At 71.0% G+C, this 19,770-nt stretch carries 21 protein-coding genes; 12 read left to right on the top strand and 9 right to left on the bottom strand.

The window, feature by feature from the left end; genetic code table 11:
* Nucleotides 1-146: 146 nt before the first annotated feature.
* The 4 genes from IEY70_RS04815 (at nucleotide 147) to IEY70_RS04800 (ending at nucleotide 4,789) form a co-directional block, all read left to right on the top strand.
* Complete coding sequence (locus IEY70_RS04815; RefSeq protein WP_189063866.1) at nucleotides 147-1,499, top strand: S8 family serine peptidase; 1,353 nt, start codon at nucleotides 147-149, stop codon at nucleotides 1,497-1,499.
* A 280-nt stretch (nucleotides 1,500-1,779) separates the two neighbouring features.
* Nucleotides 1,780-3,348, top strand: a complete 1,569-nt coding sequence (locus IEY70_RS04810) for a DUF4127 family protein (RefSeq protein ID WP_189063865.1) — start codon at nucleotides 1,780-1,782, stop codon at nucleotides 3,346-3,348.
* A 13-nt stretch (nucleotides 3,349-3,361) separates the two neighbouring features.
* Nucleotides 3,362-3,751 (top strand): hypothetical protein, encoded by a 390-nt coding sequence (locus IEY70_RS04805; protein ID WP_189063864.1) that lies wholly within the window; start codon nucleotides 3,362-3,364, stop codon nucleotides 3,749-3,751.
* A 51-nt stretch (nucleotides 3,752-3,802) separates the two neighbouring features.
* Nucleotides 3,803-4,789, top strand: a complete 987-nt coding sequence (locus tag IEY70_RS04800; protein ID WP_308425509.1) for an ROK family protein — start codon at nucleotides 3,803-3,805, stop codon at nucleotides 4,787-4,789.
* Here IEY70_RS04800 and IEY70_RS04795 read toward each other — a convergent pair.
* A complete protein-coding gene (locus tag IEY70_RS04795; RefSeq protein WP_189063863.1) occupies nucleotides 4,763-4,999 on the bottom strand; it encodes a hypothetical protein in 237 nt (78 codons plus the stop codon). The two genes, IEY70_RS04800 and IEY70_RS04795, sit on opposite strands and share 27 nt — an antisense overlap.
* Before the next feature lie 242 nt (nucleotides 5,000-5,241).
* Between IEY70_RS04795 and IEY70_RS04790 the strand changes: the two genes are divergently transcribed.
* Nucleotides 5,242-6,819 carry an L-glutamate gamma-semialdehyde dehydrogenase gene (locus IEY70_RS04790; RefSeq protein ID WP_189063862.1) on the top strand — a complete coding sequence of 526 codons (1,578 nt, stop codon included), beginning with the start codon at nucleotides 5,242-5,244 and terminating at the stop codon, nucleotides 6,817-6,819.
* A gap of 27 nt (nucleotides 6,820-6,846) precedes the next feature.
* On the opposite strand, the gene IEY70_RS04785 is transcribed toward IEY70_RS04790, so the two are convergent.
* The gene (locus IEY70_RS04785) at nucleotides 6,847-7,212 is read right to left on the bottom strand and encodes a DUF4180 domain-containing protein (RefSeq protein ID WP_189063861.1); all 366 of its coding nucleotides are present in this window, start codon (nucleotides 7,210-7,212) and stop codon (nucleotides 6,847-6,849) included.
* A gap of 44 nt (nucleotides 7,213-7,256) precedes the next feature.
* Between IEY70_RS04785 and IEY70_RS04780 the strand changes: the two genes are divergently transcribed.
* The 3 genes from IEY70_RS04780 to IEY70_RS04770 are packed head-to-tail and all read left to right on the top strand — an operon-like array spanning nucleotide 7,257 to nucleotide 9,609.
* A complete protein-coding gene (locus IEY70_RS04780; RefSeq protein ID WP_189063860.1) occupies nucleotides 7,257-7,757 on the top strand; it encodes a DinB family protein in 501 nt (166 codons plus the stop codon).
* Complete coding sequence (locus IEY70_RS04775) at nucleotides 7,751-8,260, top strand: dCTP deaminase/dUTPase family protein (protein WP_229777634.1); 510 nt, start codon at nucleotides 7,751-7,753, stop codon at nucleotides 8,258-8,260. The genes IEY70_RS04780 and IEY70_RS04775 overlap by 7 nt, the downstream gene beginning before the upstream one ends.
* 56 nt (nucleotides 8,261-8,316) lie before the next feature.
* Nucleotides 8,317-9,609 carry an aminotransferase family protein gene (locus IEY70_RS04770; RefSeq protein WP_189063859.1) on the top strand — a complete coding sequence of 431 codons (1,293 nt, stop codon included), beginning with the start codon at nucleotides 8,317-8,319 and terminating at the stop codon, nucleotides 9,607-9,609.
* A gap of 80 nt (nucleotides 9,610-9,689) precedes the next feature.
* Here IEY70_RS04770 and IEY70_RS04765 read toward each other — a convergent pair whose 3' ends face one another.
* Nucleotides 9,690-11,150, bottom strand: a complete 1,461-nt coding sequence (locus tag IEY70_RS04765; protein WP_189063858.1) for a class-III pyridoxal-phosphate-dependent aminotransferase — start codon at nucleotides 11,148-11,150, stop codon at nucleotides 9,690-9,692.
* A gap of 57 nt (nucleotides 11,151-11,207) precedes the next feature.
* Nucleotides 11,208-11,519 (bottom strand): rhodanese-like domain-containing protein, encoded by a 312-nt coding sequence (locus IEY70_RS04760; protein WP_189063857.1) that lies wholly within the window; start codon nucleotides 11,517-11,519, stop codon nucleotides 11,208-11,210.
* A gap of 81 nt (nucleotides 11,520-11,600) precedes the next feature.
* On the opposite strand from IEY70_RS04760, the gene IEY70_RS04755 reads away from it, so the two are divergent.
* Together IEY70_RS04755 and IEY70_RS04750 are read left to right on the top strand one after the other, a co-directional pair.
* On the top strand, nucleotides 11,601-11,924 hold the full coding sequence (locus IEY70_RS04755; protein ID WP_229777633.1) for a rhodanese-like domain-containing protein: 324 nt from the start codon (nucleotides 11,601-11,603) through the stop codon (nucleotides 11,922-11,924).
* Nucleotides 11,921-12,241, top strand: a complete 321-nt coding sequence (locus IEY70_RS04750; protein ID WP_189063855.1) for a metal-sulfur cluster assembly factor — start codon at nucleotides 11,921-11,923, stop codon at nucleotides 12,239-12,241. The genes IEY70_RS04755 and IEY70_RS04750 overlap by 4 nt, the downstream gene beginning before the upstream one ends.
* A 79-nt stretch (nucleotides 12,242-12,320) precedes the next feature.
* Here the strand turns inward: IEY70_RS04750 and IEY70_RS04745 are convergent, their stop codons facing one another.
* Both IEY70_RS04745 and IEY70_RS04740 read right to left on the bottom strand, forming a co-directional pair.
* Nucleotides 12,321-13,004, bottom strand: a complete 684-nt coding sequence (locus IEY70_RS04745) for a zinc metallopeptidase (RefSeq protein WP_189063854.1) — start codon at nucleotides 13,002-13,004, stop codon at nucleotides 12,321-12,323.
* Between the two features lie 163 nt (nucleotides 13,005-13,167).
* A complete protein-coding gene (locus IEY70_RS04740) occupies nucleotides 13,168-13,443 on the bottom strand; it encodes a stage V sporulation protein S (RefSeq protein ID WP_189063853.1) in 276 nt (91 codons plus the stop codon).
* A 240-nt stretch (nucleotides 13,444-13,683) separates the two neighbouring features.
* Here IEY70_RS04740 and IEY70_RS04735 point away from each other — a divergent pair, with 240 nt between their 5' ends.
* The gene (locus IEY70_RS04735; RefSeq protein ID WP_229777632.1) at nucleotides 13,684-14,055 is read left to right on the top strand and encodes a hypothetical protein; all 372 of its coding nucleotides are present in this window, start codon (nucleotides 13,684-13,686) and stop codon (nucleotides 14,053-14,055) included.
* 187 nt (nucleotides 14,056-14,242) lie between these two features.
* On the opposite strand, the gene pepF is transcribed toward IEY70_RS04735, so the two are convergent.
* Complete coding sequence (gene pepF, locus IEY70_RS04730; RefSeq protein ID WP_189063852.1) at nucleotides 14,243-16,054, bottom strand: oligoendopeptidase F; 1,812 nt, start codon at nucleotides 16,052-16,054, stop codon at nucleotides 14,243-14,245.
* Between the two features lie 103 nt (nucleotides 16,055-16,157).
* On the opposite strand from pepF, the gene IEY70_RS04725 reads away from it, so the two are divergent.
* Nucleotides 16,158-17,411: a sugar efflux transporter gene (locus IEY70_RS04725; RefSeq protein WP_229777631.1), complete on the top strand. Its 1,254-nt coding sequence runs from the start codon at nucleotides 16,158-16,160 to the stop codon at nucleotides 17,409-17,411.
* Between the two features lie 133 nt (nucleotides 17,412-17,544).
* Here IEY70_RS04725 and trpA read toward each other — a convergent pair whose 3' ends face one another.
* A complete protein-coding gene (trpA, locus tag IEY70_RS04720) occupies nucleotides 17,545-18,375 on the bottom strand; it encodes a tryptophan synthase subunit alpha (protein ID WP_189063851.1) in 831 nt (276 codons plus the stop codon).
* A complete protein-coding gene (gene trpB / locus IEY70_RS04715) occupies nucleotides 18,372-19,682 on the bottom strand; it encodes a tryptophan synthase subunit beta (protein WP_189063850.1) in 1,311 nt (436 codons plus the stop codon). The genes trpA and trpB overlap by 4 nt, the downstream gene beginning before the upstream one ends.
* Between the last annotated feature and the right edge of the window lie 88 nt (nucleotides 19,683-19,770).

Here is a 19,770-nt window from a genome sequence, read left to right as displayed (position 1 = left end):
ACGTACGTGGACTCACCCGGCGGGGGCACCCGCCAGGGTGTTCCGCTGTCTCGGGGGCGTCATACTTGCCGCGCACACTGACCCTCGGAAGTTCCGGTACGTCTGCCCGCCGCATGCGCGGGCCACCGGAACGCGGAGGAAGCACCATGAAGAAGTCCACGACTGCCCTGTCCCGCCTGACCCTGATCGCCGCCGCGCTGTCCCTGGCCGCCTGCGGTCAGCGGTCCGCGCCGGCGCAGAGTGCACTGCCCGCACCGGCTGCCCTGGTGTCCGGCGGGCAGATCGCCACCGTGCGGATCGCGCCCGGCGTGACCCGGCAGGCGCTGCTGAGTGCCGCGCCCGGCACGCAGATCATCTCGTTCCACCCGGAAGGCGGTTACGCCATCCTGTCGGTGCCCGCCACCCTGAAAGCCGCCAGTCTGAACGGGCAGGGCCTGCAGGCGCTGGGCGTGAGCGCCCAGGACGTGACGCTGGAAGCCGATCAGGACCTGGCCGTGCTTGACGACAGTCCCGCCGAGGGCCTGGCCGACGGGCTGGGGGCCACCAACTGGGCCAATGGCGCCACCAACTGGGCCGGCGGGAACACCAACTGGGCCGGCGGCAACTCCTTCCTGAAGTCCAGTGACTGGGCCAACGTGCAGGAGTACTGGAACCTGATCAACCTGCCGCTGGCGCACCAGCTGGCGCCGGAACTCGGGCGGGGCGTGAAGGTCGCCGTGATCGACACCGGCATCGACCTGAACCACCCGCTGCTGCGCGGGCACATCGACACGGTGGGCGCGTGGGATTTCGTGGGCGGCGACGCCAACCCCCAGGAAGAGAAACCGGTCAACGGCCAGGGCAAGTACGGGCACGGTACGGCCGTGAGCGGCGTGGTGCTGCAGATCGCGCCGAACGCCGAGATCCTGCCCATGCGGGTCCTGAACCCGAATGGGCGCGGGCCGATGTCGCGGGTGTTGCAGGCCATGGACCGCGCGGTCGCGAGCGGCGCGCAGGTCATCAACCTGTCGCTGGGTTCCGCGCTGGACTCGCCCGCTCTGAACGCGGCGATCAGGGCGGCACTGGCGCAGGGCGTGGTGGTCGTGAACTCCTCGGGGAACAGCGGCACCGAAGGCATGGTGTACCCCGCACAGAACCTCATGACTGGCGTGTTCGCCATCAACAGCGGCCTGCTGGGGATCGGCAGCGTGGACATGAAAGGCATGAAGTCCAACTTCTCGACGTACAGCGCCCGCATGTCGCTGGCCGCGCCGGGCGAGAAGGTCGTGACCAGCTACCCGGACAACCAGCTGGCGTACGCGTCGGGCACGTCGTTCGCAGCGCCAGCCGTGTCGGGCGCGGCGGCGCTGGCCCTGTCGACCGCAGCGGTCGGCCTGAGTCCGGTGAACATCGCCACGAACCTGCGCCTGAGCGCCGCGCCCAGCCCGGACGTGACGTACAAGGCCAAGATGGGGCGCGGCGTGCTGAACGTCGGCGCGTTCCTGAGCAGGTACCGCTGATGAGTGCTGCGCCGCGTCCCGTTCCGCCGTACCAACGCCCGTTCCCGCTGCCGGTCGTTCCGGAACCGCGCCCGGCAGTGCAGGCTGCGAGCCGGGGCATCTGGAAGGACACCCGCCCGAAACCGATGTCCAGCTGATACAGACTCCGATTGACACGTTCCTCGCCTGCGCCCTGCCTGTCCCGGTGGGGCGCGGGTTCATTGTCGGCGTGCGTTCGTGGCAGGGTGTCGGCGCGCGTTCGTGGCAGGGCAGCTGCCGCTTTTGCTCTACCCTGCCGGGCATGACGAACGCCCGCGTGCTGCTGATCCCGCCGGACACCCGCCCTCCCACGCTGGACCTGCCGGTCGGGCTGGGCCGCATGACGGGCGCGGTCGTGGACGTGCCGCCCGCGCGGGCGCTGCCAGAGTTCTTCACGCCTGGGGATACGGGGGCGCTGCGGGGGTGGCTGCTGGAGCGGGCGGCCGGGGCGGACGCGCTGATCGTGTGCCTGGAGACGGTGTGTCTGGGCGGCATGATTCCGGCGCGGCGCGTGACGGACGGTCTGGACGTGGCGCTGGCGCGGCTGGAGGTGCTGCGGGAGGCGCGGGCGCTGAACCCGACGCTGCGGATCTACGCGTTCGGGGTGATCGTGCGGGTCGCGCATGACAACGATCCGCACGAGGAGAAGGCGTACTACGGGCAGTGGGGGCGGGAACTGCGGGCGTTCAGTGACGCGTTCGACCGGCACGCGCGGCACGGCGAGGCGCACCGGGAGGCGCTGGAAGCGGCGCGGGCGGCCGTGCCCGCCGAAGTACTGGCCGACTGGGTGGGCACGCGCGAGCGGAACCGGGCGCTGCACCTGGCGGCGCTGGACCTGCTGGCGGACGGCACGCTGGAGCACCTGTGCCTGACGCTGGACGACACCACGCCGTACGGGCTGGCGGCCTTCGACCGGCGGATGCTGGAGGCCCGCGCGGACGAACTGGGCGTCTGGGAGCGGCTGGACGTGTACCCGGGTGCGGATGAGGTGCCGTGCGCGCTGCTGGCCCGCGCGCTGCGCCCGGAGGTGGTGCCGGTGTGGGTGCGCTACAGCGGCGTGGGCGGGGCGGGCGCGGAACTGCTGTACGAGGACCGCCCGGCGGGCGAACTGGTGCGCGCGCACCTGCGGGCGGCCGGGTGCGTGCTGGCGGACAGTCCGGCCGGGGCGGCGTTCATCCTGGCGGTGAACACGCCGGGGGTGCGGCAGGCGCACCGGCAGCCGGATTTCGGGACGGTGGACACCCCGCACCGGCACCTGCCGGCGTTCGTGGACGCCGTGCGGGCCGACCTGCGGGCCGGGCGGGCGGTCAGCGTGGCGGACATCGCGTACCCGAACGGGGCCGAGGCGCGCCTGTGGACGCTGATGCAGGGGTTGCCGCTGGCGCAGCTGGCGGGGTTCAGTGCGTGGAACACGGCCGGGAACACGCTGGGATCGGCGGTGGCGTTCGGGAAGCTGGCCGCGCTCGTCACGGACCGGGCCGGGCACGCCGGGGCGCTGCTGGCGCGGGTGGTGGACGACGTGCTGTACCAGGGCGAGGTCCGCTCGCTGCTGCGGGCCGAGCTGGGGCAGCCCAGTCCCTTCGATCTGGGTGAGCAGCTCCACGCGGCAGACCGGCGGCTCCCGGAGTTGATGGCCCCGAGGGTGCAGGCCGTGTGGGAGCGGCACTTCGCGGGGCGCGGCCTGACGCTGGAACTGGGCGAGGCGCGGCTGGCGTGGCCGCGCCTGTTCACCGGGGTGTTCCCGCTGACGGTGCGTTCCGCCGGTGTGGACGACCGGCAGGTGGCCGGGGGGATCGTCCGAATGGCTGACGCGCCGCAGAAGAACTCCTGACACGCTGGGAGGCATGAGCACCCACCTGACCTCCCCCACCTCGCCGGCGCCCGGACGGTTCGGCGTGGCGGCCACGACCCTGACCGTGCTCCTGGCCGCCCTGACGCTGGGCGCGTGGGCGCAGGCGTTTTTCGGGGCGGACGCGGCGCTGCGGATCGGGAACCGTTCGGGCGGGGTAGTGTCGCGCCTTCAGGTGTGCCTGCCGGGCGGCGAGTGCCTGGAACGCGCCTCGCTGTGGCCGCACGAGTCGTGGCGGGTGCCGCTGCCCGAGGGGGTCACGCGGGCCGAGGTGAGCGTGCAGGGGCAGGGCCAGCGTCAGGCGCAGGGGCAATCGGTGTCGCTGGATTCCGGCCGCCCGGCGCAGCTGATCGTCACGCAGGGCGGCCAGATCGAGCAGCAGTGACGGCCGATCACGGGCGTTTCCGCGCGCGGCGCAGCGTGACAGAATGCACCCGTGTCTGATCAATCCGGTTCTGCCCGTTCCCTGACGGCCTCTCCCCTGCTGGACTCTGCCCTGCTGGACACGGCCCTGCCGGGCGCGTCCCTGCTGGCGCTGGACATCGGGGGCACCAGCCTGCGGGCGGCGCTGGTCACGGCGGACGGGCGCGTGCTGGAGCGCCTGGAGGCCCGCACGCCCCGCCCGGCCACTCCGGACGCGGTGCTGGCGGCCGTGACGGAACTGGCTGCGCCGCTGGCCGGGCAGGTGGGCGCGGTGGGTGTGGCGTGCGCGGGCGCGGTGGCGGGCGGGCGGGTCACGGCGACGGCGGCGCACACCTTTCCCGGCTGGACGGACGTGCCGCTGGCCCAGCGGGTCGCCTCGGGGCTGGGGTTGCCGTGCGCGGCCCTGAACGACGCGCGGGCCGCCGCGTGGGGCGAGGCGCAGGCCGGGGCGGGGCGAGGCGTGAACGAGTTCATGTTCGTGACGGTCAGTACCGGGGTGGGCGCGGGGCTGGTACTGGGCGGGCAGTTGCATCTGGCCGGAAACGGCCTGGACGCCGAGCTGGGCTTCGTGAGCGTCCCGGCGGCGTGGGGGCCGGGCGCGGCGGTGCCGGGGCTGGGGCGGCTGGGGCCGCTGGAGTTCGAGTCGAGCGGCACGGCGCTGGGCGCGCAGGCGGCGGCGCTGGGCTTCGGGGACGCGCGGGCGCTGTGCGACGCGGCGGACGCCGGGGACGCGCGGGCGCTGGAGGTGACGGGCCGGGCGGCGGCGCTGCTGGCCTGGAAGTGCGCGGACGTGGCGGCGCTGCTGGGCGTCACGCGGGTGGCGTTCGGTGGGAGCGTGGGGTTGCGGGCCGGGTTCCTGGGGCAGGTGCGCGCGGCGCTGGGTGCCTTCCCGGAGCGGTACCGGCCGGAGCTGGTGCACGCGGCGCTGGGCGCGGACGCGGGCCTGATCGGCGCGGCACTCTGGGCGGGCGGGTCAGGTGAGGGGGCCGCCCAGCGGTGAGCGGGCGGCGACGATCCAGCCGTCCTGCACGGTCGGGAATGGCGCCTGTAGCAGCGTGACCAGCAGGCTTTCCTGGTCCGGGGGTGCGGTGACGGGGTGCCAGTGTCCGGCGCACTGCACGTGAATGCGGTAGCGGCCGCTGCCGGGGTCGGGGTGCATCTGGTAGTTGCCGATGGGGTAGGTGCCGCTGGGCAGGGTGGGAACGTGCATGCTGTGACCTCCGGTCGGGGTGGGGGGACGGGGTGATGATGCTGGTGGCAGCGTGACCGGCGCGTGACTGCCGGTCATCAGCCACCGCACACTGCTTTTCAATTGCAAGGTTTCGGGGGCATCCGGGGGCCATGGCTCAGGCCATCAGCCCGGTTTTCTGCCGTCTGACAGCGTGTTTACGCCTGCCCGCGCGGCGTGTTAGCCTCACGGCACTTCAACCCCGCACGACCCAGAGGAGACCGATGACCACCACCCATCTGGAAGGCCTGCTGCCTTTCGAGCACGAGCCGTACCACACCTTTCAGGACGAGGCGGTCGCCGCCCGCCAGCGCGACGCCTTCCGGGCCGTGCGCGAGGCGTACGCGGGCCGCACCTTCCCGCTGATCATCGCCGGGCAGGACGCCCAGGGGGACGGCACCTTCGCCGTGCGCAACCCCGCCGACACCAGAGAAACGCTGTGGCACTTCCAGAACGCCACGCCCGCACAGTTGCAGCAGGCCGTGGCCGCCGCGCAGGACGCCTTCCTGGAATGGCGCCGCACCGACCCGCTGCAACGCGCCAGCATCTTCAAACGGGCCGCCGAGCTGCTGCGCGCCCGCCGAATGGAATTTAACGCGGTCATGACGCTGGAGAACGGCAAGAACTGGGCCGAGGCGGACGGCGAGGTGGCCGAGTCGGTGGACCACTTCGAGGTCTTCGCGCGTGAAACGCTGCGCTGGGCGCAGGGCAAGGCCGTGTACCCCATGCCGGACGAGCACGTGACGACCGTGTACGAACCGCTGGGCGTGGTGGCCTGCATCAGCCCGTGGAACTTCCCGAGTGCCATTCCGCTGGGCATGGCGCTGGGCGCACTGGCCGCCGGGAATACGGTGCTGTGGAAACCCGCCGGGGAGACGCCGCTCTCATCGTACCTGATGGTCGAACTGCTGTTCGAGGCGGGCCTGCCCCGGGGCGCCGTGCAGTTCCTGACCGGCACGGACGACGTGCTGGGCGACCCGCTGGTGGATCATCCGGGCGTGCGCATGATCGCCTTCACCGGCAGCAAGGAGATCGGCTGCCGCATCTACGAGCGGGCCGCGCGGGTGCAGCCGGGCCAGCGGTGGCTCAAGCGCGTGATCGCCGAGATGGGCGGCAAGGACCCCACCGTGGTGTGCGCGGACGCGGACATCGAGGCCGCCGCGACCGGCATCGTGCAGGCCGCGTTCGGGTACAGCGGCCAGAAGTGCAGCGCCTGCTCCCGCGTGATCGCGGAAGACAGCGTGTACGACGACCTGCTGGCCCGCGTGACCGAGAAGACCCGCGCCCTGAAGGTCGGTCTGCCCGAGGAGAACGCCGCCATCGGCCCGGTCATCCACCAGGGCAGCGCCGAGCGCATCGCGCAGTTTGTCGAGGCGGGCCGCACGACCGCGCGACTGGTGCTGGGCGGCGACACGCCCGACACCGGGGAACGCGTGGGCGGCTACGTCTCCCCCACCCTGTTCGCGGACGTGGACCCGGCCGATCCGCTGTTCCAGCAGGAGATCTTCGGGCCGGTCCTGACCTTCACCCGCGCCCGCGACTGGCAGCACGCCATCGAACTGGCGAACGACTCCGAGTACGGCCTGACCGCCGCGTTCTACTCGCGCGACCCGCACAAGATCGCGGTGGCCCGCCGCGACATGCACGTGGGGAACCTGTACATCAACCGCAAGTGCACGGGCGCCCTGAGCGGCACGCACGCCTTCGGCGGGTACGGCATGAGCGGCACGAACGCCAAGGTCGGCGGCCCCGACTACCTGTTCTGGTTCCTTCAGACCAAGACCGTCGCGCAGCGGTACTGAGCAGGCATGGGCGGCGCGGCCTGATCTTCAGGACTGGGCAGGCCGCGCCAGCCACGTCCGCGCGGCCTCCACGGTCGGCAGGATACGGATCAGGGCGTGCCCGGCGTGCTCGCGGGCAAGTTCCGCGAATCGTTCTCCGTGACGCGCCGGGTCCGGGACGACCAGGGCCAGCGGCAGGCGGTGATTGGTGAACGTCTGGAACAGCTCACCAAGCAGGCCGCTGCGCAGGTTCAGGAACGCCGGGGCAAGGTCCGCCTCCTGCACGATCAGGCCGTCCAGCGGGTACGCCGCGCCCAGCACTTCCCGGATCGCCCCTGCGTCCGGCAGACGCAGGCCCAGTTCACTCAGGGTCCGGACCCCGCCGATCTGCTGTTCATGATGATTCTCCGGCATTCCCGTGACCTCCGCCCCACACGTTTTCTGGAACACTGTGCCCCATGACTGATCCTGATCGTACTGAACGAACCCAGATGGCCTTCGCGCGCCTGCTGCCCAAACTGTTCCGGGGTGGGCAGGCCTTCGTGGGCGTCGAGGCGTCCCTGAGCAGCCTGGACGCCGACGTGGCCGCGACCCGCCCGGCGGGCCTGCCGCACTCGGTGGCGGAACTCGTGGCGCACATCAACTGGTGGAACCGCTGGATGCTGGACATCATCGAGATGGGCGAGGCGCAGCCCTACCCGAAGCACGCCGCCGACACCTGGCCCGCCGTGAGCAGCGAGGACTGGCCGCGCGTGAAGAACGAGTTCTACGAGTTGCTGGCCCGCATCGACCCGCACGCCGCCCGCCCGGATCTGGCGAACCCCGTGAACCACGAGGAGACCATCGGGGAACTGCTGGCCGACATGGCGCTGCATACCGCGCATCACTTCGGGCAGGTCGTGACGGTCCGGCAGGCGCTGGGCGCGTGGCCGCCCGCCGGTGGGGGCGACACGTGGTAAGCACTCCCGGCACACTGACGGTCCCTGTCGAGGCGGCCCGGGCCGCCCGCGCGCGCGGGTTCGAGGTGGTCGCCGAGACCCACCGCGTTCACCCGGACGCGCCCATCACGCTGCCCCGGCGCGGGTCGCGGCAGGCGGCCGGGTACGACTTCTTCACGCCTGTAGCGTTCACGGTGCCGCCCGGCGGGCGCGTGGTGATCGCCACGGACGTGAAGGCGTTCATGGGGCCGGGCGAGGTGCTGTCCATCTACCCGCGCTCGTCGGTGGGGATGCGGGCGGTCATGATCACGAACACGGTCGGCATCATCGACGCGGACTTCTACGGCAATCCCGGCAACGACGGGAACATCCGCATCGCGCTGCACAACCTGGGTGAAGAGGCGTACTCGGCGCAGCCCGGGGACCGCTTCGCGCAGGGCGTCTTCAGCGCGTTCCTGCTGGCCGACGGTGACGACGGCAGCGCCCCCACCCGCACGGGCGGGCACGGCCACACCGGCCGCTGACCCGCGCCCCCCTCCTTCCCGCCACCCTCTCCCTTTGCGCACAAGGAACCCAGCCCATGTCGAACGTGTTCTACCGCAGCCGCAAGTCGTACCCGACCGCCGTTTCTGCCCACGGGGTGTTCATTCAGGACGATCAGGGCCGCTCGTACCTGGACGGGTCGTCCGGGGCGCTCGTGGCGAACGTGGGGCACGGGCGCACCGAGGTGGCGCAGGCCATGGCGGAGCAGGCGGCGCGGCTGGCGTTCGTGCACGGCTCGCAGTTCTCCAGTGACGTGCTCGAAACGTACGCCTCGCAGCTGACCGGGTTCCTGAATCTGCCCAGTTACCGCTTCTGGGCGGTGTCCGGCGGGTCCGAGGCGAACGAGAGTGCCATCAAGCTCGCTCGGCAGTACCACGTCGAGCGGGGCGAACCGGGGCGCTTCCGGGTGGTCACGCGGGTGCCCAGTTACCACGGCGCGAGCCTGGGCGCGCTGGCCGCGTCGGGCATGGGCGCGCGGCGTGAGGTGTACGCCCCGCTGATGCGCCCCGAAGCGTGGCCGAAACTGCCGAAACCCGACCCGTCCCTGAGCGGCGAGGCCGACGCCGAACGCCTGCGCGCCCTGCTGGAGAAGGTCGGGCCGGAGTCGGTCGCGGCGTTCATGTGCGAGCCGGTGGTGGGCGCGTCGGACGCGGCGCTCGCCCCGAACGCCGGGTATCACGCCCACATCGCGGCGATCTGCCGGGAGTACGGCGTGCTGTTCATCGCGGACGAGGTCATGAGCGGCATGGGCCGCTGCGGAGCGCCACTGGCCGTACGCCTGCACGACCCGCAGGTCACGCCGGACCTCGTGGTGCTCGGCAAGGGACTGGCCGCCGGGTACGCGCCCCTGGCAGGCGTGATGGCCTCCGCGCAGGTGTACGACACGGTCATGAACGGCAGCGGCGCGTTCAAGCACGGCTTCACGTACGCCGGGCACCCGGTCAGCGTGGCGGCGGGCCTGAGCGTGCTGGACATCGTGCAGCGCGAAGGGCTGGTGGACGCGGCGCGGGAACGTGGGGCGCAGTTGCTGGACGGACTGCGCGCCCTGCAAGCCCGCCACCCCGGCGTGCTGGACGTACGCGGGCACGGCCTGCTGCTCGGCGTGATCCTGGGCGACCCCGCCACCGGGCAGCCGCACGCGACCCCCGGCGCAGCCGAACGGGTCGCCGCCGCCGCCCGCGACGCCGGACTGCTCACGTACCCCGGCAGCGGCGCCCTGGACGGCATGCGCGGCGATCACCTGCTGCTGGGGCCGCCCCTGAGCATCACAACGGGAGAGGTCACGCTGATGCTGGAGCGGCTGGACACGGCACTGGAACGCGGGTTGTAGAGCGGCACCTGCACGACTGCCGGGGGCCGGGGTGTGTCCTGCCACCCCGGCCCCCATGCAGGATCTATCCCACGAAAGGCTTACCCGTCGCTGGGCGTGCGTTTCTTGGGTTTGCTGGCGGCGAACGCGGCGAGGCGGGCCGTGACCTGCGGGGGCGTGCGGGTCAGCAGGTCGCGGGCGTTCGGGTGGGTCTGCACGAAGGCCTCCACGCGGCCGATCATGGTGTCGAACACGTCCTGCGGCATGTCCAGTGCAGGGGTCAGGCGCACGGTGCGTTTGCTGCTGAGGCTGAGGTTCGCCATGACGCCCGCGCCGTGCAGTTCGCGCAGCGCGAGGATGGCGGTCGCCTCGAACACCAGTTCCTTCAGGGCGCCGGGCAGGGGCACGCCGACCATCGGCTGGAATTGCAGGGCGAACAGCATGCCCTGGCCGCGCACTGCCTGAAGCAGTTTCGGGAAGCGCACCTGGAGAGCCTGGAGGCGCGCGAGGCCCTCTGCGCCCAGGCGGGCGCTGCGGGCGGGCAGGTCGTTCTCGATCAGGTACTCCAGGCTTTTCATGCCGACGGCCATGGCCAGCGCGCCGCCGCCGAAGGTGTTGCTGTGGCGTTTGCTGCTCAGGCCGCCCAGCATTTTCTTGTAGATGGGCGCGCGGACGATGGTGGCGCCCACGGCGGTCATGCCGCCGCCCAGCGGTTTGGCAAGCGTGATGATGTCGGCGTCCAGGCCCTGCGCGGCGGATTCGAACCAGTGGCCGGTGCGGCCCAGGCCCGTCTGGATCTCGTCGGCGATGACCACGATGCCGTGCTGGCGGCACAGTTCGCCGACGCCGCGCAGGAATCCGGCGGGCGGGATGTTCACGCCACCCTCGCCCTGGATGGGTTCGATGACCACGCAGCCCACGTTGTCGGGGCCGACGCGGCGGATCAGGCTGCGCAGGGCGTCCAGGTCGCCGTAGGGGCTGGTCAGTGCGCCCGGCACGAGGGGCCGGAAGATGTCCTGGTACTCGGGGTTCGGCGTGAGGCTCAGGCTGCCCAGCGTCTTGCCGTGGTACCCGCTGGCGAACGAGATCTGGAATTTCGCCCTGGGTCTCCAGGCCTTGGCGAATTTCAGGGCGCCCTCGATGGCCTCGGTGCCGCTGGAGCAGAAGAACACCTGACTGTCGGCGTGGCTGGGCAGTTCGCGGGCCAGCAGCCGCACGAGGTTCGCTTCCAGCGCGGCGCGCCACGGGCCGGTGCTCTGCTGCGGGAGGCTCATGGCGCGGTTCTCGCGCAGGAACGCCTGCATGAACTCCGTGATGGCGGGCGGCATCTCGCCGAAGGGCGTGGCGGCGTACCCGCTGGCGTTGATGCGGCGCACGCCCCGCTCGTCCTCCAGTTCCCAGGGGGTGACGCGGCTGAATGGCCCGGCGAGGCCGAGCACGTCCAGGCCGTACAGGAGTTCCTCGTTGCCGTGCGCGAGTTCCAGGCGGCGGACGTCCGCGCCGCTCAGGCGCCCTTCGAGCACGTCGCTGGTCGTGATGAAACCGGGGGGCAGAACTGACATGGCAAGCAGTCTAGCCGCGCGGACCGTGAGACGCGCCGCCCGCGTCCCGCCCGGCCGTCAGGAACCGGAGGGAGATAACGCCGCCAGCAGCGCCGGGACGCCGCCGGGATAGGCGCGGGCGTCCAGACCGTCGGCGTTCAGGTAACGGGCGGCCAGGGAGCTGCGCACGCCCCGCTCGCACACGACCAGCAGCGGCCCCAGGTCGCGGGTCAGGCCGTGCGCGCCGTTCTCGATCTCGTCCAGGCTGACCACGCGCACGGGGCGGCCGGTCAGGTCCGCGAGGGGCGGGGAACGCAACGCCTCGGGGCGCAGGTCGATCAGGGTCACGCCATCGGGCGGGGGGGCGGGCGGTGGGGCGGGCGGGGTCATGCCCGCAGCATAGGGGCGCGCGGGACGGGCTCGGGGGTGGCGGGCACATTCACAGCCCCGCACTCGGCTATGCTGGCCCGCATGGAAGACATCTCTCCGCAGGAAGGGCAGCGCCGCGTGCAGGCCGGGGCGCTGCTGGTGGACGTTCGCGAGCCGAACGAGTTCGAGGAAGTGCACGCCGAGGGCGCCACGCTGATTCCCCTCAGCGAGTTCGAGTCGCGGTTCGCGGAACTCCCGAAAGACCGCGAACTGGTCATGATCTGCCGCAGCGGCGCCCGCAGCGCCCGCGCCGGAGAGTACCTGAAAGCGCAGGGGTACTCGCAGGTCGTGAACCTCGCCGGGGGCACCATGGCCTGGGCGAACGACGGTCTGCCCACCGCGACCGGCCCGGAGGCCAGCCAGTGACGCTGCCCACCGAGGCGCAGGTTCTCGAAGCCCTGAAGGTCGTCAAGGACCCGGAAATCCCGGTGAACGTGGTGGACCTGGGCCTGATCTACGGCGTGGACATCGCCGAGAGCGGCCTGATCGACATCACCATGACCCTGACCAGCGTCGGTTGCCCCGTGCAGGACCTGATCCGCGCGGACGCCGAGATGGCCGTCAGCCGCCTGGACGGCGTGACCGAGGTGAACGTGGAGTTCGTGTGGACGCCGCCATGGGGTCCGGACAAGATGACCGACGACGGCAAACGCCAGATGCGGATGTTCGGCTTCAACGTCTGATTCTGGCCTTCTAGGAGGTCAAACAGCAGACAGCCCCCGACACCAGAGGTCGGGGGCTGTCTGTGTGTGGGGAGGGTGGTCAGCTGCGGTTGCGGGCCAGCCCGAGCACGTTCAGGAACTGCGCGAGGGCCATGGCGAACCCGGCGACGTAGGTCAGGGCGGCGGCGGTCAGGACGGCCTGGGCGCCCTTCTGCCCTTCGGCGCTGCCGGTCAGGTTGCCCGCCTGCAGGTACGCCAGGGCGCGGCGGCTGGCGTCGAATTCGACGGGCAGCGTGATCAGGTGAAACAGCAGGGCCGCGCCGAACAGGATCACGCCGACCCAGATCAGGCCGGTGAGTTGCAGGAAGATCCCGGCCATCAGCAGCCACGGGGCGAGGTTCATGCCAAGGCTCAGCGGGACGGCGAGGCGGCCGCGGAGCAGCAGGGCGGGCATGCGGACCTTGTCCTGAATGGCGTGCCCGACCTCGTGCGCGGCGACGGCCATGGCGCTGACGCTGGGCACGCCGTACACGCCCTCGCTGAGGTTCACGGTCTTGCGGATGGGGTCGTAGTGGTCGCTGAGGTTGCCGGGAACGGCGTTCACGGGGACGTGGTGCAGGCCGTTGGCGTCCAGCATCAGGCGGGCGACGTCCGCGCCGGTCAGGTTGCGGGGGTTGCGAACCTGACTCCAGCGGCTGTACGTGCGGGTCAGGTAACCCTGGATCAGCATGGACGCGACGAACACCAGCAGGATCAGGGGGGTGTAGGGGCCTAAGAATTCCATGGGGCGCTTCCTCCTGCCCTCAATCTAAGCGACATGCACTCAGATTTTATGAGACGGCATTCAGGGTCTGCGCACGGAACGGTGGTGCCCCGGCCGCCGGGCGGCCCTGCACGCAGCATGGAACGCGCCCGGCAGGAACACCGGGCCTGCGGGCCGTGCAGGTTCAGGCCGGGGCGGCAGGAATGGCGCGCACCGAGAACTTCACGGCGGTGCGTTCCTCCTGGGGAGTTTCGAGTTTCACGAATTCTGGCTGTGCGACCAGATCGAGCAGGTCACCGGTCAGGTAACCTCGGGCGATGGCCAGGGCCTTGACTGCCTGGTTCACGGCGGCCGGGCCGATGGCCTGCATCTCCACCTGCCCCTGCGAGCGCAGCAGCGCAGCGATGGCACCAGCGATGGCGTTGGGGCGTGAAGTGCCGGATACACGCAGGGTTTCCAAGATGGGACTCTCCTCTCTGAAGCTCAAAGCCCGTTCATTCTATGTTCATCAAATTGGTCAATACAATTCCCCGGTCATGCCCCTTTCACTGCACCCACCGGGGGGGGATCCGCCCGCCCGGATTGAATGGCCTTTGCAGCCCGTTTCATCGGAGTCCGTTTCTCTCCACCGGAATCCACATGACCGGCAGCTGACGCGCCCCTGAACCGGGCGTGACCAACCGGAGCGACACTGCGGCGCATGATCACGACCCCCGGAACGCAGGCGCCGCAGCCCGGCGCCCGCACCGACACCGACCGCGCCGCACCGCACACGGACACGGCGCCCACCCCGCCCGGCACGGCCCCGCTGCGCCTGAACGCCGCCGCCCGGCAGTACCTCGCCGCGCTGGACCGACCCGCACCGGAGGCCGCGCTGCTGACCTCCCTGGACGCATTCCTGGGCACGGACGCGCCACTGCTGGCCTACACCCGCCTGACCGGCGAGGCCTGGAAACGCAGCCTGCCCCCCACCGAGCACACCCGGGCGGACGCCCTGCTGACCCACTTCCGGGCGTTCCTGCGCGACCACGGCTGGCTGGACCGCGCCCGCCCCGTCAACCAGCCCGACTGACGGCGGACCCCGATCAGCAGAAGCAGGGTCCGCGTAGTCCGGCGCCGGTGTCATACGGACTGCCGTTTATTTCGTTGACAGATCGGAACATCACCGATCTGCCCACTCCACGTCCGGAACCCGCCCGACTCCTACTCGCTCCGCTCGGATGGAACGGGCTTTGCAGCCCATTTAATCGGAGTCCGTGTCAGCGGCGCTGCGCGAGCAGTTCTTCCAGGCGGGCCACGTAGCCTTCCAGGGTGCGGAAGGTGGCCTGGACGGGCGCGGGGCTCAGCATGTCCACGCCCGCCTCACGCAGCGCGTCGATGGGGTCCAGGCGGCCGCCGGAGCGCAGGAAGCGCAGGTAGTTCTCACGGGCGGCGTCCGGGTCGCCTGCGAAGGTCTCCAGAAGCTGGTGCGCGGCGCTGATGCCGGTCGCGTACTGGTACGCGTAGAAGTTGGCGTACAGGTGCGTGCTGAACTGCGCCCACAGGATGCCGCTGCGTTCGCGGTCCATGGTCACGCCGTCGCCGTAGCCCTGGGCGAGCAGGTCGGCGGTCAGGGTGTTCAGGTCCGGGGCGCTCAGGGTGCCGCCCGCCTCGATCCGGCGGTACGCTTCGAGTTCGAAGGCGGCCAGGGTCGGCATGATAAAGAAGTACCGGTGGAAGTTCGAGAGGGCTTCCTCGATGATCTGCACCTCGAACTCGGTGTCGCCGCTCTGGCGGGCCTGTTTCAGCAGGTGGGCGCGCACCATCGCCTGATTGAAGTTGCTGGCGACTTCCGCGTGGAACAGCGTGTAGCGCGGCACCGAGTACGGGTGCTCACGCATGGACAGCAGCGAGTGCATGGAGTGCCCGATCTCGTGCGCCAGGGTGCTGTAGCTGTTCATGGTGTCGTTCCAGGTCATGAAGATGAACGGTTTGACGCGCCCGCCGCCGTTGCTGTACGCGCCCTGGCGTTTGCCGTCGTTCTCGGCGTAGTCCACCCAGCGTTCGGTGGTCAGGCCCGAGAGCATGTCCTGCACGTACGCCTCGCCCAGGGGGGCCATGCCCTCGCCGATCCAGGTGACGGCCTGCGCGTAGTCCACGTGGCGGGGGGGGACCAGCGCGGCCTTCACGTCATACTCGCGCAGTTCGTTCAGGCCCAGCCAGTCGCGGCGCACCCGCCAGTAGCGGTGCCAGATGGGGGTGCTGGCGCGGTACGTGTCCAGCAGGGTGGTGACCACGTCGGTGGGGATGCGGTCGGGGGCCAGGGACGCCGTGATCGCGTCCGGGTAGCGGCGGGCGCGGGCCAGGAAGACGCTCTGGCGGATGTTCGTGGCGTACATGGCGGCCTGCGAGTGCCGCGCGGCGAGGTGCGCGTCGGCGTACCCTTCCCAGGCCTCGCGGCGCACCTCGCGGTCCGGGTGGGAGGTCAGGCGGTCCACGTTCCCCTGCGTGACCGTCTCGCCGCCCGCCGTGCCGAAACGCAGGTCCATGTTCGCCAGCGCCGGGTGAATGCCCCGCTCGGAGGCGAAGGGGGCCTGCACGGCGCCCAGCAGTTCCTCGACCTCGGCGCTGCGGACGTGCGGCTTGCCGCGCAGGATGCGTTCCAGGCGCACGCGCTGGTCCGCGAAGGCCGGGGTGTCCAGCCAGCCGCGCACGGTCGCCTCGTCCAGGGCCAGCAGTTCCGGGCGGTAGAAGGCAGTCGTGCTGCCGTACTGCGCGCCCAGGTTCCCAGCGCGGTCGCGGCGGGCGGCGGCCACGGCGTCCCGGCCGTCCACGCTGGCGGTCATGCCGGCGTACGACATGAAGCGGGTCAGGCGCAGTTCCACGTCGTCGGCGGCCGACAGGTAGGCCAGCAGGCCGTCCGGGGTGCCCAGCTGTCCGGCGTGGGCAGACAGCGTGGCGATGTCGCGGCTCAGGGCGTCTCCCTCGGCAGCCCAGGCGTCGGGCGTGGCGTACAGGGCCTCGATGTCCCAGGTCTGCTCCTGCGGAACGTCCTGACGGCGGGGCAGCGTCTTGATCGGTTCAGGGGTCATGCCGGAGGCTAGCACCTCCTCACGGTCCATCCCGGCGCGGCGGGCTTACAGTGGTCCGGATGAACGGACGGACCCCCGCAGACCACCCAGAACGAGCATCCGAATGACGGTCGCCGCGCCCCCCACCCCCGCAGGCCTGGGCAGCATGCTGAAGCTCCCGCACGCCACCGGACTGGCCCTGAGTGTGTTCCTGCTGGGCTTCGGGCTGTCACTGGCCGTGCCATACCTGGCGCTGTACGCCGTGAACCGCGTCGGCATGAGCCCCTTCCAGATCGGGGTGTTCCTGACCCTGAACGCCGTGGCCGCCGTGCTGGTCGCCACGCTGCTGGCCCGCTGGAGCGACCGCCTGCCCAACCGCAAACCCATCGTGATGGCCACCCTGGCCGCCGGGACCGCCGCGTACGCCCTGATCAGCGTCACGGCCAGCTTCGCGGGCCTGCTGGTCATCGGGGTGCTGCTGCTGTCGCTGGGGGCCGCCGCGTTCCCGCAGGTGTTCTCGTTCGCGCGCGCCAGCCTGAGGGACGTCCCCGCAGACCTCGCCGACCGCGCCATGACCGTGCTGCGCAGCGTGTTCAGCCTGTCGTGGGTGGTCGGCCCCGGCCTGGGCGCCCTGCTGCTGGGCGACAGCGACTACCGCGCCGTGTTCCTGGCCGCCGCCGCGTGCTTCGCGCTGGCCGCCCTGCCACTGATCCGCGTGCCGGGCCGCCGCCCGCTGCCCAGCCCCGGCGCTGCCCAGACCACCGCCGAGCAGGAACGCGGCGCGCAACAGGCCGCCGCGCAGACCCGCCGCGCCAACCGCCGCGTGATCGCCTTCGGAGCCGCCGCGTTCGTGCTGTACGGCATGAGCATGCAGATGGGCATGGCGATGTTCCCGCTGTTCGTGACCGACACCCTGGGTGGCGACGCCCGCGAGGTCGGGTTCCTGGTGGGCCTGTGCGCCCTGCTGGAAATCCCGGTCATGCTGGCCCTGGTCATGTGGCGGCGCCTGCCCGGCGTGCCCACCCTGATCGCCGCCGGGATGGGCTTGTTCGTGCTGCACTTCGCGCTGATCGTCCTGTCGAACAGCCTGCCGCTGCTGATCGCCGCGCAGGTCGTGCGCGCGGTCGTCCTGGCGATCCTGGCGGGCCTGGGCATGACCTACTTCCAGACGCTGATGCCCGGCCGTTTCAGCGCCGCCACCACCCTCTTCGCGAACACCAGCAGCGTCGGCGCGATGCTCAGCGGCGTCACGTCCGGCGCGGTCGCGCAGACCTTCGGGTACCGCAGCGTGTTCGTGCTGTGCGCCGCCCTGACCCTGATCGCCTGGGGTGTCATGGCCCGCAACAACCTCCGCGCCGCCCGCACCCTCCCCGCCTGATACGGATTCCGTTTGTTTCGTTAACAGATCGGAACACCACCGATCTGTCAACTCCACGTCCGGAACCCGCTTCTCTCCTACTCGCTCCGCTCGGATTGAAAGGTCTTGGCAGCCCATTCAATCGGAGTCCGTATCAGTCCTTGCGGCAACCCTCGGCGATGGAGGCGGCCAGGGCGCCCACGTCCTGTCCGTGCTGCACGGCGTTGATGAAGGCGCTGCCCACGACCACGCCGTCTGCGACCTGCGCGACCTGATGGGCGGTCTCGGCGTCTTTCACGCCGAAGCCCACGGCGACCGGCACGCGGGCGTACTGGCGGGCCAGGGCCAGCATGGCGGGCACCTCGCCCAGCGCCGCGCCTTCACGGGTGCCGGTCACGCCGGTCACGCTGACGGCGTACAGGAAGCCCGTGCAGGCCTCCGCGACCAGTTTCACGCGTTCGGGGGTGCTGGTGGGGGCGATCAGGAACGTCACGGCGATGCCGTGCTCGGCGGCGAGGTCCGCGATTTCAAGGTCCTGATCGGGCGGCAGGTCCGGGAGGATCAGGCCGTCCACCCCAGCGTCCTGCGCCAGTCGCATGAATTCGCGCGGCCCGACGGCGTAGATGGGGTTCACGTAGGTCATGATCACGATGGGCGTGTCGTGACGGGCGCGCAGGTCCTTGACGAGTTGCAGGGTGTGGCGGGTGCTGGTGCCGCCGCCCAGAGCCTGCTCGCTGGCCCGCTGGATGGTGGGACCGTCGCCGAGGGGGTCGCTGTACGGAATGCCGACTTCCAGCAGGTCCGCCTGGGTCAGCAGGGCGTCCGCCACGGCCGGGAAGGCGGACGCGGTGGGGTACCCGGCCGTCATGAAGGGAATGAACGCGGCGCGGCCTTCCTGCGCGGCGCGGGCGAACGCCGCGTGAATGCGGGCCGCGCCGGGCGTGGTGGCCTGCGGCTGGGCGCCGGTCTGGGCGGGGGCGGTCATGCCTGCACCTCCTGCTGGGCCGTGACGGACGGGGCGTGCGGCAGGTTGTGGCCGGGCAGATTGTGGCTGGGCGTGCTGCTCTGCCCTTCCGGCAGGTCCAGCAGGCGCATGACCTCGGCCACGTCCTTGTCGCCGCGCCCGGACAGGTTCACCACGATCGTCTGCTCGGGGCGCATGGTGCGGGCCAGTTCGACCGCGTGGTAGATGGCGTGCGCGCTTTCCAGGGCGGGAATGATGCCTTCCAGGCGGGTGCACAGTTGCAGGCCTTCAAGCGCCTGGGCGTCCGTGACGGGCACGTACTCGGCCAGTCCGGTGTCGCTGTACAGGCAGTGCTCCGGGCCGATGCCGGGGTAGTCCAGGCCCGCACTGATGGAGTGCGGCGGCACGATCTGCCCCTCTGCGTCGTTCAGCAGGTACATCATGCTGCCGTGCAGCACACCCACGCGCCCACCGGCCACACTGGCGGCGTGCCGTCCGGTGTCCACGCCTTCCCCGGCGGCCTCGGTGCCGATCAGGCGGGGGCGCTGGCCGTCCGGCAGGTACGCGTACGGCGCGAAGATGCCGATGGCGTTGCTGCCGCCGCCCACGCAGGCCACGATGACGTCCGGGGTGGGGGTGCCCTCCAGCGCCTGGAGTTGCACCTTGACTTCCTCGCCGATCACGCTCTGGAAGTCGCGGACCATGGCGGGGTACGGGTGCGGCCCGACGACGCTGCCCAGGATGTAGAAGGTGTCGCGGACGTTCGTGACCCAGTCGCGGATGGCCTCGTTGGTGGCGTCCTTGAGGGTGCTGGTGCCGCTGGTGACGGCGCGGACCTCGGCGCCCAGCAGTTTCATGCGGAACACGTTCAGTTCCTGGCGGCGGATGTCCTCGGCGCCCATGTACACCACGCAGTCCAGGCCCAGCAGGGCGGCGGCGGTGGCGCTGGCCACGCCGTGCTGCCCGGCGCCGGTCTCGGCCACGACCCGCTGTTTGCCCATGCGCTTGGCGAGCAGGGCCTGCGCGAGGCAGTTATTGATCTTGTGCGCGCCGGTGTAGTTCTGGTCCTCGCGTTTCAGGTAGATTTTCGCGCCGCCGGCGTGCGCGGTGAGGCGTTCGGCGAGGTACAGGCCGCTGGGTCGGCCCACGAATTCCCGGTGCAGCCGCTCGAGTTCGTTCAGGTACGCGGGGTCGGTCTTGGCGGTCAGGTAGGCCTGTTCGAGTTCGTCGAGGGCGGGGATCAGCGTTTCGGGCACGTACCGGCCACCAAACCGGCCGTAGCGGCCGCGTTCGTCCGGTTGCGGGTAGGTGGGAAGGGTCAGGGGCATGGGTTCAGCGTAGGACTGCCGCTCCGAACGTCCGTTTGGCAAACTTAGACAACTCGTCTAAGTTTGGTCCGTCTGGCCGCTTTTCGTC

It is taken from the genome of Deinococcus seoulensis (assembly GCF_014648115.1).
Taxonomy (GTDB): Bacteria; Deinococcota; Deinococci; order Deinococcales; family Deinococcaceae; genus Deinococcus; species Deinococcus seoulensis.
Note: the sequence above shows the minus strand (reverse complement) of the source record. Positions and strands in the feature narration are given on the sequence as shown.